This window comes from Corynebacterium pseudotuberculosis (assembly GCF_002155265.1).
Lineage (GTDB): Bacteria > Actinomycetota > Actinomycetes > Mycobacteriales > Mycobacteriaceae > Corynebacterium > Corynebacterium pseudotuberculosis.
The window spans coordinates 508,375-521,512 of sequence record NZ_CP021251.1; the positions used below are offsets into that span (position 1 = coordinate 508,375).

General features: G+C 54.8%; 13 protein-coding genes. 6 read left to right on the plus strand and 7 right to left on the minus strand.

Features of this window, described 5'->3' with window-relative positions; translation table 11 throughout:
- Nucleotides 1-241: 241 nt before the first annotated feature.
- Nucleotides 242-1,873 (minus strand): acyl-CoA carboxylase subunit beta, encoded by a 1,632-nt coding sequence (locus tag CpATCC19410_RS02500; protein ID WP_014522134.1) that lies wholly within the window; start codon nt 1,871-1,873, stop codon nt 242-244.
- 273 nt (nt 1,874-2,146) lie between these two features.
- Between CpATCC19410_RS02500 and CpATCC19410_RS02505 the strand changes: the two genes are divergently transcribed.
- The 5 genes from CpATCC19410_RS02505 to CpATCC19410_RS02525 are packed head-to-tail and all read left to right on the plus strand — an operon-like array spanning nt 2,147 to nt 5,736.
- Nucleotides 2,147-2,992, plus strand: coding sequence for a biotin--[acetyl-CoA-carboxylase] ligase (locus CpATCC19410_RS02505; protein WP_014401023.1), 846 nt, complete (start codon nt 2,147-2,149; stop codon nt 2,990-2,992).
- Complete coding sequence (locus tag CpATCC19410_RS02510; RefSeq protein ID WP_014401024.1) at nt 2,993-3,463, plus strand: hypothetical protein; 471 nt, start codon at nt 2,993-2,995, stop codon at nt 3,461-3,463.
- A gap of 53 nt (nt 3,464-3,516) precedes the next feature.
- Entirely contained in the window at nt 3,517-4,722 is a 1,206-nt protein-coding gene (locus CpATCC19410_RS02515; RefSeq protein WP_013241352.1) for a 5-(carboxyamino)imidazole ribonucleotide synthase, read from the plus strand.
- A gap of 40 nt (nt 4,723-4,762) precedes the next feature.
- Nucleotides 4,763-5,263, plus strand: a complete 501-nt coding sequence (purE, locus tag CpATCC19410_RS02520; RefSeq protein ID WP_013241353.1) for a 5-(carboxyamino)imidazole ribonucleotide mutase — start codon at nt 4,763-4,765, stop codon at nt 5,261-5,263.
- 5 nt (nt 5,264-5,268) lie between these two features.
- Nucleotides 5,269-5,736, plus strand: a complete 468-nt coding sequence (locus tag CpATCC19410_RS02525) for a YdcF family protein (protein WP_013241354.1) — start codon at nt 5,269-5,271, stop codon at nt 5,734-5,736.
- Between the two features lie 61 nt (nt 5,737-5,797).
- On the opposite strand, the gene CpATCC19410_RS02530 is transcribed toward CpATCC19410_RS02525, so the two are convergent.
- From CpATCC19410_RS02530 to CpATCC19410_RS02555, 6 genes are all read right to left on the minus strand, one after another.
- On the minus strand, nt 5,798-6,001 hold the full coding sequence (locus tag CpATCC19410_RS02530; protein WP_013241355.1) for a hypothetical protein: 204 nt from the start codon (nt 5,999-6,001) through the stop codon (nt 5,798-5,800).
- Nucleotides 6,002-6,040: 39 nt separating this feature from the next.
- Complete coding sequence (locus CpATCC19410_RS02535) at nt 6,041-6,877, minus strand: carbohydrate ABC transporter permease (RefSeq protein WP_013241356.1); 837 nt, start codon at nt 6,875-6,877, stop codon at nt 6,041-6,043.
- Nucleotides 6,874-7,959 carry a carbohydrate ABC transporter permease gene (locus CpATCC19410_RS02540; RefSeq protein WP_013241357.1) on the minus strand — a complete coding sequence of 362 codons (1,086 nt, stop codon included), beginning with the start codon at nt 7,957-7,959 and terminating at the stop codon, nt 6,874-6,876. Before CpATCC19410_RS02540 ends, CpATCC19410_RS02535 begins: the two co-directional genes overlap by 4 nt.
- Nucleotides 7,960-8,136: 177 nt before the next feature.
- On the minus strand, nt 8,137-9,396 hold the full coding sequence (locus CpATCC19410_RS02545; RefSeq protein ID WP_014300512.1) for an ABC transporter substrate-binding protein: 1,260 nt from the start codon (nt 9,394-9,396) through the stop codon (nt 8,137-8,139).
- Nucleotides 9,397-9,554: 158 nt separating this feature from the next.
- Entirely contained in the window at nt 9,555-10,232 is a 678-nt protein-coding gene (locus tag CpATCC19410_RS02550; protein WP_014300513.1) for a TIGR03089 family protein, read from the minus strand.
- A gap of 116 nt (nt 10,233-10,348) precedes the next feature.
- Nucleotides 10,349-11,917 (minus strand): LCP family protein, encoded by a 1,569-nt coding sequence (locus CpATCC19410_RS02555; RefSeq protein WP_013241360.1) that lies wholly within the window; start codon nt 11,915-11,917, stop codon nt 10,349-10,351.
- Between the two features lie 116 nt (nt 11,918-12,033).
- On the opposite strand from CpATCC19410_RS02555, the gene CpATCC19410_RS02560 reads away from it, so the two are divergent.
- Nucleotides 12,034-12,984: a glycosyltransferase family 2 protein gene (locus CpATCC19410_RS02560; protein WP_013241361.1), complete on the plus strand. Its 951-nt coding sequence runs from the start codon at nt 12,034-12,036 to the stop codon at nt 12,982-12,984.
- The last annotated feature ends 154 nt before the right edge of the window (nt 12,985-13,138 follow it).

Sequence of the window (13,138 nt, forward strand, 5' to 3'; positions counted from 1 at the left end):
GTAGTACCCAAAAATTGTGAGATGTTTCAAAAAACTTCGGTATGTTGCTAGAGGTTTTTTCTGCTATATGGAGAAGTCGCCAGAATTAGGGCTCTCGACCAGCAAAAATTTTCCTCTTTGGGGGTAGATGCTTTGAAGTTTTTTACAGATATATGGGGGTGGTAGGGGAACGGTCCGGCGCGGAAAAACTCTTTGGGAGTTGGTCTCTGCGCACGGACCGGGTTCTAGCGTTGGTAGAACCTTATAGCGGAATATTTCCGTGCTTGCGTGCTGGGCGCTGCACGTGCTTGTTTTTGAGGAGCCGGAGGTTGCGCGAAATATGCCCGCGGGTCTCGCTGGGCAAAATGACTGCGTCGATAAGCCCGCGTTCGGCAGCGAGATAGGGGTTGAGCATGTGGTCTTCATACTCCCTCTCTAGAGCCTCGCTGAGAGCCACAACGTCGTCGCCATTCTCGGCTGCTGCGATGAGTTCGCGTCGGTGTAGGAATCCTACGGCTCCGGCTGCCCCCATCACGGCGATTTGGGCGGTGGGCCATGCCAGGTTGACATCAGCGCCTAGGCCTTTGGATCCCATGACGCAATATGCTCCGCCGTAGGCTTTCCGCATGGTGACGGTGATTTTTGGAACTGTAGCCTCGCCATAGGCGTACAGTAATTTAGCGCCACGACGCAGGATTCCGTTATGTTCTTGGCCTGCGCCGGGGAGGAACCCGGGGACGTCGACAAGCATGACGATGGGGACATTGAAGGCATCGCATGTGCGGATAAAGCGTGCGGCCTTTTCTGACGCATCAATGTCGAGGCAGCCGGCGAATTGGGTGGGTTGATTGGCAACAAAACCTACTGATTCGCCTTCGATCCGCCCGAATGCCACAACAACGTTTTCTGCGCGATCGGCCTGAATCTCCAGATATCCGCCATCGTCTGTTAGGGATTCAATGACGCTGCGGACGTCATAGGGGATTGAGGGGGAATCCGGAATGATGTGGTCGAGTCTCAAGTCGTCTGGAGTGAGATTATCCTCGATACTTCCTGCTTCTTGATCATAATCTTCACGCGGGGTGACACTGCGATTGTTAGAGGGGAGGAAGCTTACAAGGTCTTGAACAAAATCGAGGGCCTCTTCATCATTTGCTGCAGTGAAATGGCTGTTGCCGGCTGCAGACATATGGGTGTTGGCGCCGCCCAGTTCCTCTTGGGAGATGATTTCTCCTGTTACTGTTTTAATAACGTCAGGTCCGGTAACAAACATCTTGGATGTTTGGTCTACCATCACCACAAAATCAGTGAGAGCTGGGGAATAGGCGTTTCCGCCCGCGCAACTTCCCATAATGACGGAGATCTGGGGAACCACTCCAGAGGCATTGATGTTGTGGTAGAAAGTCTGGGCGATGAGGTCTAGTGATACGGCGCCATCCTGAATGCGGGCACCTGCACCTTCATAGAGTCCGATAAGGGGCCGTCCGGTGGCCACGGCGAGCTTCATAATCTTGATCATTTTTTCGCCGTACACCTCGCCGAGGGCACCGCCGAAAACGGTTCCGTCTTGGGAGAATATGCATACCTCGCGGCCGTCGATAGTGCCCCAGCCGGTTACAATTCCGTCGGTGACGGGACGTTTTTTGTGCATACCAAAGTCGAAGGTGCGGTGGCGTGCGAGCTGGTCCGTTTCAATGAAAGAGCCTTCATCTAGAAGGTAATCGAGCCGTTCGCGAGCCGTGAGCCTGCCGGCTTGTTTAACTTTATCCAGAGCTTTTGTGCCCATGGGCTGGCCTGCTTCAGCGCGTCGTGCTTTGAAGTCCGCGATCTTGCCGGCGGTGGTTGTCATGTCTTTAAGTGCGGCAACATCAACAAAAGGTGAGGAAAGTGTCATGTTTGGCAGCATAGACTGCTAGCGCAACAGTTTCCAGAACAAAATGTTAAATTTTTTCCGGGAAAAGTGTGTTTTCCCACCATAGCCGGGTTGTTTTGTGTACAAAAAATTTTTCCGCATGTCTTTCTACGGTGCTTTTTATAAGGACGTCCCATCCCACAAACTGGAAATCAGGCACCCAGTCTGTGCCGGAAATAGGGGACAGGCGAGTTATGACGAGTAATAAAGCAAGCGGCTAAAATGATGCGAATGAGCATAGGGTCAGGAGAAACGATGGACAAGGACGCAGCACAAAGCGCTCTCGTAGAAAGCGACGGCGGTAGTCGTGACTCGCGAACCCCTCTCAACGTCGAGTGGTTGCGCGAGCAGCTGGTAGTCGACGGCCCCTTCGCAAGCATTCTTCATTCAGCAACGACGGGCTCCACTAACACGGATCTGGTTGCCGCCGCGCATGAGGGGGCGCCCGCATGGACTGTCTTTCTCACAGAGCACCAAACCTTAGGGCGGGGGCGCATGGGGAGACGTTACGAGGCGCCGGCGGGGGCGCAGCTCACCCTTTCCGTACTTATCCGGCCACCACGGGAATCGGTTTTCCGGCTCGGCACGATGCCATTAGCTACTGGATTAGCGCTTATCGACGCTCTCAAGGGCGCAGAAGGAGTCGGCCTAAAATGGCCCAATGACCTGCTCCGCGAGGGACGTAAGCTGTGCGGTATTCTCGCTGAAGCCGTGAGTCTAGGAGAAGAGCCTGCCGTGGTCATAGGCCTTGGGCTTAACACCTCGCTCACGCGTGAGGAGCTTCCGGTGCCGCATGCCACAAGCCTGGAACTAGAAGGAATACCCTACGAACGTAACGAGCTAGCAGTTCGAGTGCTGACCGCGCTCCACCGGCGGCTGCGCCAATGGGAAGACAACGACCCCACCCTGATGGCAGAATACCGCCAGGTGTGCACCTCTATAGGTGCTGACGTTCGAGTGGTCCTATCAGAAAACGAGGAGCTCCTCGGCGTAGCGGAATCCGTCTCCGACGCCGGACTGATCTGCGTTCGTGACTCGCAAGGGGAGCTCCACGAGCTCATGGCCGGCGACGTGACCCATTTGCGACTTCAGGATAAATAAGTGGCACGAGTCCGAGTTCTCCCCGACGAAATTGTGCGTGTGGACGTCACCCGCTCACTTGTCTCCCTGATCTACCCCGTCTGCGAGCTCCTGCTGATCACAGGCGTGTGCTGGATGCTCATCGGATACCTGGATCGCGACCCCCAGGACTCCGTCCAACTGCGCAACGCCGTGGTAGGGCTGTGGGCGGCGCTGGCCCTCTGGCGGTTTGCTCTGCCTGTGCTGCGTGCCCGCAAAGAACGCGTGATTGTCACCGATCAACGAGTGATTCTGCGTGCTCAAGGCATCATGGGGGCTAGCGAATCAATCCCGCTGCGTGCGGTGCGCCATGTGGGACGTAAGCGCAAGAATATTTCTTTGGCCGTCTCTGGCTACCAGCGTCCCATCATGCTGATAAACGTAGCAAAAGCCAAGCACGTGGTTGCGTCTATTGAGGAAGGTATGAATCAAGGGCGCGGGTATTGGGGATAGAGGGGCCACTAACAGCCCCCTTCTCTTCTGCTCACAAGCTATAGTTGTTACCCGTGACTCACAGCAATGGTAATCCAGCAGCGCACGCACCAGACATGCCAATTCTGTGTGTGATTGGCGACGGGCAATTGGCACGAATGATGCACACAGAGGCCATTGAACTGGGGCAATCGATACGGGTTCTGGCAAGCTCTCATGATTCTTCCGCTGCCCAAGTAACCGCCGACGTGATTATTGGTGATTACACTAACCTCGACGACCTGCGTCGCGTCGTGGCCGGATCGAATGCCGTGACTTTTGACCATGAGCATGTGCCATCTGAACACCTGCGCACACTTATCGCTGAGGGCTACAATGTACAGCCTCAGCCCGATGCTTTGCTCAATGCCCAAGACAAACTTGTGATGCGTACGCGTCTTAAAGAAATGGGCGCACCGGTCCCACCGTTTGCTCCGATCACTAGTGTGGAAGACGCCCGCGCTTTCTGGGAATCGGTGGACGGACAGGTGTGTGTGAAGGCACGCCGAGGCGGCTATGACGGACATGGGGTGTGGTTCCCGGATTCGGCGATGGAGCTAGAGGAGCTCGTCGACAAGCTTCTTAGCGCCGGAACTCCGCTGATGGGCGAGAAAAAAGTCCAGCTTGTTCGTGAACTCTCAGCCATGGTGGCGCGCACCCCCAGCGGTGAGGCGCAAAGCTGGCCCGTGGTGGAATCAGTACAAACTGACGGGATTTGTACGGAAGCGGTTGCACCTGCGCCGGGCTTGGGTGAGGAACTAGAGCACCAGTGCCGTGAGCTTTCCATCCGTATTGCCACTGAGCTCGGAGTCACGGGAGCGCTTGCCGTGGAGCTCTTTGAGACTCGCGGGGAGGACGGGCAGTCAGAGATTTTTGTCAACGAGCTAGCCATGCGTCCACACAACACCGGGCACTGGACGCAAGACGGATGCGTGACCAGCCAATTTGAGCAGCATATTCGTGCAGTATTGGATTATCCGCTCGGCGCTACTGATCTCACCGCGCCGGTTACTGTGATGGCGAATATTCTTGGGGCGGCAACCGATCCGGCTCAGCCGATGGGGGAGCGCGTTGCGGAAGTTATGCGTCGTTTCCCTAACGCAAAGGTTCACCTGTACGGGAAAACCTATCGAGCTGGCCGTAAGATAGGCCACGTCAACCTCACTGGTACTGACGTTGAGACAACGCGTGCCGACGCCCGCCTCGCCGCGCAGTATCTAGCCCACGCAACATGGGCATAACCGCGGTTTTTGCTGGCTTTTACTACAACTAGGAGAAAAGATGTCCCCTCTCGTCGGCCTTATCATGGGCTCCGATTCTGACTGGCCCACAGTGCAACCAGCAGCAGAAACCCTGGCTGAGTTTGGTATTCCCTTTGAGGTCGGTGTCGTTTCTGCGCACCGCACACCCGAAAAGATGCTGGCCTATGCCAAGTCTGCGCACACGAGAGGACTGAAAGCGATTATCGCTTGCGCCGGGGGAGCAGCGCATCTGCCCGGTATGGTTGCAGCGGCCACGCCGTTGCCAGTGATCGGTATTCCGCGTGCGCTCAAAGACCTGGACGGGATGGACTCTTTGCTCTCTATTGTTCAGATGCCGGGAGGTGTTCCGGTAGCCACGGTTTCCATCGGAGGAGCAAAAAATGCTGGACTGCTTGCCGTGCGCATCCTTTCCGCGGGTGACCCGGCCCTGACGGAAAAAATGGTTGCGTACCAAGACGCAATGCGTGAGGAAGTGGAGCAGAAAGACGCCAACCTCAAACGCCAATTGATGGGCGAGTAGAACTTTTGTCGGCTGATTGTAGGAAAGAATCGACGATTCTTACCCTCGGCTCTAAAGTTCGCGGTGCCGAACCCGGACATGTGCTGTTGTGGCGTCTCCAGCATGCCTTGGAGCTGTCGCAACAAACGTCAGGCCCTGTTGTGGTCTCTGGAAAAGGCGAAGCTGCTGTGATGGGGGACTGGTTGGTGCGCCACGGATTGGATCCTCATCGGTTGATAATCGAACCCGAAGCGACCAGCACCAACGAGAACCTGGAAAACGCGCACGCCCTTCTGCCCGAAACCCACACATGGATCGTGGTAACGAGCGATTTTCATAAACTCCGCACCCTCGCGTGGGCGCGACACCTGGGGATCCCCATAACGGTAAGCTCCGCGGTGACCAAGCCGCCCTTTAGAGTGCGGAATTTTGTTCGCGAGATCTTTGCGTTGCCTCATTCGCTGCTGCGGATAGCGTGGCGTCGAGTAGCTTAGCTTTGCGACGCCACCAAATCACGGCAGCATTAACGATTCATTTGCTATCACGCAGGTAGCGCTAACGCCATGCTCGCCACAGGGCGATAGTCGCGATGACCAAAATAAGCGCCAGGAACGCCGGCCAGAGTGAGGGCTGTGGCTGAAACAGATTTACTACGGCCTGCACCAGGGAAAGAAACGCGAAAAACCCCACAAAGCCTAGGACGGAGTCGCGTACGAGTTTCTTCCTAGTCTCTTGGGGCTGAGTATCGCGCGGTTTCATGCGGACGATTGTACTGTTCCTAGTACCCGAAAGCGGTAATTATGCTTTCACGCCGCCTGCCGTCAGGCCGGAGACGATACGGCGTTGGAAAGCGAGCACCATGATAATAAGGGGGATGGTTACCAGGGATCCCGCCGCCATAATGGCTGCGTAGGGGAACTCGAAGGCGCTCGGACCGGAGAAACGGGCGATGGCTACGGTGACGGGTTCGGTCGCTGTGGTGGAGAGCTGACGCGCGAGCATGAACTCGTTCCACGTAGCGATAAAAGCCAAGATGGCAGTGGTAAACAACGCAGGTGCCGCAAGGGGCAGGAGCACGTGGCGGAAGGCCTGGCTGCGGGTGGCGCCGTCGACAAGCGCTGCCTCCTCTAATTCCCAAGGAAGCTGCCGGAAGAAGGACACGAGTGTGTAAATAGTCAACGGCAATGCAAAGGAAATGTTGGGGATGATGAGTGCGCGGTAGGTTCCTATCCAGCCGAGGTTGCCAAATAGCTGGAAAAGTGGGGTCACCAGGGCTATGCCGGGGAACATCGAGGCGGCAAGCACAACGCCCGTGACTATTCCTTTCCCGCGAAACTCGATGCGAGCCAGCGCATATGCGGTGAAGACTCCGACGAGGACTGCGAGAATAGTGGTGGCAAGGCCTACCAGCAAGGAATTGATGATTGCGCCAAGGAAGTCGTTTCCTTTGTCTGTAGAAAGCGCGTCGCGGAAATTCTCCAGGGTCACATGCGTTGGCCAGGGAGTGGTCTCAAAGGTGTAGTCCTTGTTCCTCAGCGCGGTGATCAGCATCCAATAGAAAGGCGCCAGACCCCAGATCAGGATAAAGACCACACCAATGTAATTGCCTAGCGTTGCACGAATTTTGTGATTCATGGTGCGGTAGCTGTCCTTTCTTTGGGAGCCATGGAGTTATCTCGTTTCTGGTGCTTTCCACGTCTACGCTGTCCACGCTGCCGGCGTTGCTTAGGGGTGTTCTCACGGCCGGTAACATCCGCGCCAAGGACGCGGATCATCAGGAAAGCGACCGCAAAAATAAGGAGGAAAATCAGTGTGGAAAGCGCAGAAGCCGAGTTGAAGTGATTCTGGCGCACATCTTCCACCACCAGCTGAGAGATGGTAGCCGTGGGGGAGTTTGAAGACGAAGAGATCAAGATGACCGGAAGGTCGTACATGCGCAAGGCATCGAGCGTTCTAAAAAGAACAGCGACCATGAGGGCGGGCTTTACCAGCGGGAGAGTGATCTGTAGAAACTGTTGCCATGTATTGGCACCGTCGACACGAGCTGCCTCGTAGACATCTTTGGGGATCATCTGTAATCCTGCGAGAATCAGCAAGGCCATAAAGGGGGTGGTCTTCCATACATCGGCAATGATGACGGCGAAGCGTGCTGCCCACGGGTCGGTAGTCCATTGGATGGGGGTGTGGAGGAGCGAGTTGACGATGCCCTTATCCGCAAAGATAAACTGCCACAATTTTGCGGTCACTGCCGTAGGTATTGCCCACGGAATGAGCACTGCGGCTCGGACTAGTGCTCTACCGCGAAACTCCCTATTCATGACCAAGGCCATGCCCATGCCTAGAACAATTTCTAGGGTTACCGTGACCACGGTAAAAAAGAGCGTGTTTCCCACAGCTGGCCAAAAGTCAGTGGCTATGACTCCGGGTGGACACGCGATTGCGCTTCCAGAGGAAGTACCACAGCGCTGCGTTAACCAGTAGGCATAATGCTCCAACCCGGCGAAACCGCCTTGGGTGAAAAGCCCGGTTACTGGATCAAGGCCTTTGTCTGCTTGAAAAGAAAGGTAGATGGCCCTGAGTATGGGGTAGCCGATAACGATAGCTAGGACGATGAGCGTGGGTGCGATCAACAGCGCAGCGTTGCGGTGCTGTTTCCGGCGCGCTTCGACGATTCCTTCCCGAGAAGGAACTTTTCGCGCTGGGCGCGTTGTGTCCACGGTACCTCCTTTGTTTGATGCTGGTCCGCTTCAACTTTAAAACACTAAAGGAAGCCCGCGGTAAGAACATGTTCGTGGAGCATGAGCTTACCGGTGCAGGCTTCCTGGATAAAGATAGTGGAGCTTAGTGCGAACCGTATATGCGGTTATTGGCGTATGAACTCAGTGGAGCTGAAACTACTTCTTGGATGCGTTCTGGATTGCAGCCCGCATGTCTTTAGTAGCTTCTTCTACGTTCTTATCTCCCTTGAGCGCAGCGTAGGCGTTATCTTGAATAGCCTTGGAAATGGCCGGGTAGAAGGGGCTGACGGGGCGAGGGGCAGCGTTTTCAAGGGACTTTTTCAAGGCCGGAAGGTAAGGATACTTGGCCACGAGTGACTCATCATCGTAGATGGAAGCGAGTACTGGTGGGAAAGAATTATCTGCAAAGGACTTCTGGTTGTCCTCATTCACAATGAACTTAATAAAGTCTCGGGCGGTGGCTTTGTTCTTGGAGTTCACATTGATGCCGTTGTTGTATCCGCCCAGCGTGGACACGCCAACGCCGTCTTTACCTACGAGAGGGGAGACTTCAAACTTGCCCTTGACCGCAGATGTGGCCTCAGCAGCATTGGTATACATGTAAGGCCAGTTGATGGCGTAAGCGGTTTCACCGGCCACAAAGGCTAGGTTGGTTTCCTCTTCTGTAGCGGAGATGGAGTTCTTGGAAATGGATCCGTCTTTGTAGGCATCGACAAGAGCCTGAACGCCAGCTTTGGAGTCTTCAGAATCTACGGCGGGCGCACCAGAATCATCCAGGATGTGTCCGCCCCAGCCTTCGATGAAACCTGCGGTATTTACCGTGAGGCCCTCGTATTGTTTGAGCTGTGTAGTGAGACAATCTACGTGCTTGGCTTTTGCGGCTTCGCAGCTAGCGGTGAGATCTTTCCACGTGGTGGGCGCTTCCGGCACGATTTCCGTGTTACGGAACAATAGCTGACCGTTAGTGTTCTGTGGCAGCGCGTAGAGAGTCCCGTTGTAAGTGGCAGACTCCACAGTTGCCTTGAGTAATCCTGAGGTATCTACCTTGAGGTCGTCTTTGAGCGGAGCTAGCCACTGGTTGGCGGCAAAGTCGGCTGTCCAGACTACATCGAGCGCCATTACGTCATAGTCAGAGTTGCCGGCCTGAAGTGATTGCACGAGGGTCTCGCGTTGATCGTCTGTCTCACCGGCGAGCTCTTTGAGAGTGACCTTTTCTTCTGGATGCGAGCTATTCCACTTCTCAATAATCGGAATAACTTTATCCGTGTCATTTTTGCCCATGGCAAAGGTGATGGGGCCGCGGCCATCAGTGTTTTGAGGTGCTGGCGCTGAGGAATCGGAGGAGCAACCTGCTAGGGCTGCCGAAGCAAAAAGGGCTGTGGCTGCAAGCGACGCGCCGGTCTTTGAGACGTTCATCGAGAGGATCACCTTTCCATTGAGTTCCCTCACTAAGGTAGTGACCCTCCGGTGGAAGTAAAGGATTTATGGCCCTTATCACCCCGTAAAAGGGGTGTTAAATGTGAATGAACACGGTTGCCGATCTCCGAGTATTCACCCCATATGCGCGAGAAGGATTATGACAATCTCATCGTGGCTTTTTCGGCGCGTCCGATGGCTTCGAGGCGCTGATCGCTAGCCACGCCCGTGACAACTACAGCCGATCCTCCTACCGCTAGTGGAGCTAAGACGGTGCGTTGCATTTCTGCAAAAGTGGTCCAGCCGGTGCTCAGCGCACGTGAACCAGAGGGAAGCTCAGCATAGACCTGCTTATCGACGCTCTCCTCGATCCTCGTGCCAGGCTCAAAGAATTGATCGCCGTAGAAGCGGACAGTTGGCCCAAAGTCGATCATCCCATCAGGAACCGTGCCTTCGCATTCCACAACACCGCGGCCAAAAGGATCTTGCGTGACAAGTACAACGTCACCGGGGAAGGCCGGGGATGCGTCGATACGCTCAGGGGCGACAAAAGCTACTGCGCCCTGAGCTTGCTCGATGGGGCAGAACTCGACCTCAATTTCTGCGGCCATTGCTCCTAAAACTATGGCTACGCATTGCCAACTTGCAGGAAGGTCGAGGCTGATAAGTGAGCCTTGATCAAGGTCTAATTCCTCGCGCATCATATTTGCTACCTTTGCGGCCCAGTTATCCAGCGTCTGGGCCGAGAAATCGAGCCGAGCTCCGGTTGATTCGTTATAAACCGTCAACCGTGGGGCGGCAGGGTCTGAAGAAAGCAAGTTGCGCAGAAGTTCCATGAGAGTCCATCGTAGGTGAAAATGAGGGTCTACTGTGCGGGACAATGAATTGAGGTGCATCGACGATCGGAAAAGTCGATGCACCTCAGCCGGCTGGAGAATCTACAGAGTGATTACTAGTTCACGCACCTTGGCCCGTTTCCGCCAGCATCAATTTCTGGAGAGACGATGGCTTGTCCTTCGTCTGCGCCCGGTTGTCCTACCACAGACGTTGTGGTTGACGTGCTTGTTGCAGACTCGGTGCTCTTCGGACCTGCATAATCACTGGCGGCAACTACCACATAAGAGTTCAGATCGAGGCCATTATGCTGCACCACAGGGATGTTGCCGAGCTCCTGGGAAAGGCGTTTGGCGTCCTCAGACTCTGGATCAGTAGCTAGAATCTGGCTGTGCGAGTACAGCCCCTGGGGAGCATTGCCAGTTTCTGCGATGGTGTGCCCCTTGGTCTTAAGATACCCGGCAACCTCGGCGGCGAGCCCTGACGTAGTGGTGGCATTAAGGACGTCAACAGTGATATTTTGACGCGCCGTGGGGGCGGCAGACTCAGAAGACGTCTGGCTTGAGGGCTCTTCTTTGGGGCCACCATTAAGTAGCTGGTCAAAGAATTTGTGTACCTGCTGTACGTCTACGGTAACAACGGATTCGCCGTAGTCTCCGGTTCCATCGATTGAGGTAACCGGGATGGTATTAAAACGGACATTGCCACCGGCAAGATTTTGCAGTTGGTTAGCAAAGCTCATGACGTCCCAGTTCTGGTCAATAACAACGGAACGCTCTACAGCCTTGCCCATGTCTGCTAGTTTCTGCGGGTTAGTTAGGGTTCCCGAAGACAGCACCTTATTTACTAATGAGGCCATAAATGCTTGTTGACGAACAATACGGTCTAGGTCGCCGCGGGGGAGGCCATGTCGCTGGCGGACAAAGGCCAGCGCCTGACCACCTTTGAGCGTTTGGCGCCCGGCACCGAAATCAGCGCCGGAGTACTCGTCTTTGACACTATTGTTCAAGCAGACTTCTACGCCGCCCACGGCTTCTGTCAAAAGAACAAACCCTAGGAGGCCAACCTCTGCATAGTGATCGACGGTGATACCAGTGAGATCGGATACCGCACTGATGAGGGCCTGCCGTCCGGCTTGTTTGGAGCGCTCATCGAGAGTCTTTCTATCGCCGATTCCCTCAGATAAGAGTTTGGTTGCTTCCTTATCTTTGTAGTTCTTGTACACGCCGTTGATCTTGAGATTTCCCAAGTTATTGTCATGCACATATGTGTCGCGAGGAATGGAGATAGCGGTTGCGGAGGAACCGTCGTTGGGGATACGAATCACCATGATGGTGTCAGTATTATCGTTTTCCTCGTCACCTGCGTGCAGTAGTTCTATCTCCTGCGGGCTCAGCGGATTGCCCTGTGCGTCGGTACGCGAATCGGAGCCGACGAGGAGGATATCGGTTGCGCCGTCGGCGGCCTCCTTCATCCCTTTGTCGCCTCCTAGGGAAAGATTGCCCGCAGAAGCAACTGTGTTACCTAGTTTTCCAATGGTGAAGTAACCGGCGCCAGATATGACCAGCACTATCGACGAGATCAACGCGAGGAAGATCTTAACGGGCCGTGGGCCCATCTGTTTGGTATCAGGCATCACCGAAGGAGGTGCCTGAATGTCGCGGTTACGACGGTATTTGTCGGTCATATTTATTGGATCTCCATGAAGAAAGGAGTAGAAACAGATAAAAGTTTAGGTGAAGTAAGGGTAAAAGCCGTAGTTTTTCTGCGAAATTGTTTTATTGAGTACGCGAATTTCCGGCTATGAATAAAAGCGTGGCAGACATCGATTCCCAGATATGCCCGACTAAGCTCAAACGAGTGACTACAACAGATGCCAAGCCGATAGCCGTGATTACGGTTACTTTCTCGCCCGGTGATCACCTTGCAGCATTCCTGGATTCTGTGAGTGGGGCAACCGTGCGGGGCGCGTATACCGTCCTTGCGGATAACGGGTCTACAGATGGAACTCCCCAGGCCGCTGCAAAGGAACGAGACAATGTGGAGTTTTTTGCTACCGGCGGCAACATTGGCTACGGCTCTGCGATTAATGCTGCGGCGCGTCATCTCAAGGACAAACGGCTAAATGGTGACATAGAGCCGGAGTTCTTCGTCTTGGCTAATCCTGACGTGGTCTTTGATAAAGGCTCGATCGACGTCATGCTTGAATGTGCTCAGCGTTGGCCACAAGCTGGGGCAGTTGGCCCCTATATTCGGCAGAGCGATGGTTCTGCTTATCCTTCGGCACGCGCGATTCCCACGCTAAGTAACGGTATCGGGCATGCGTTATTCGGTGCGGTATGGCCAAATAATCCATGGACAAAGGCGTACAAGGATGATGCCGATATGTCGACTGAGCGCACTGCCGGGTGGTTGTCAGGCTCGTGCTTGTTGGTCCGATGGGATGCTTTTGATGCCATAGGCGGCTTTGACGAGCGTTATTTTATGTACATGGAAGACGTGGACCTGGGCGATCGCTTTGGCCGGGCTGGTTTTGATAACGTCCTTTGCCCTTCTTCTTTTATCACTCATGCGGTGGGGCACGCGGCAGGAAAGCATCCGGAAAAGATGCTGCCCGCGCACCACGAGTCGGCTTATCGTTTCCAGGCAGACCGTCATCCCCATGCGTGGCAGCTACCCATACGCGTTGTGCTTAAACTCGGGCTTCAAGCTCGTGCTTTTGTAGCGGTAGCATCAGCAAAATTGAAAAAATAACTCCCAGGATGGCAGCGCCGGGCCGAGTTTTTGTGATGGAAGTAGCGGACCGTGGCGCCGGGCATTCCGGGCGAAACCATAAATTTCGAGTTCTGTCGGGGTACTCTGATTGAGTCAATCCGGAGGTGCACGTCTAGGCGTGCGTGACAAGCAA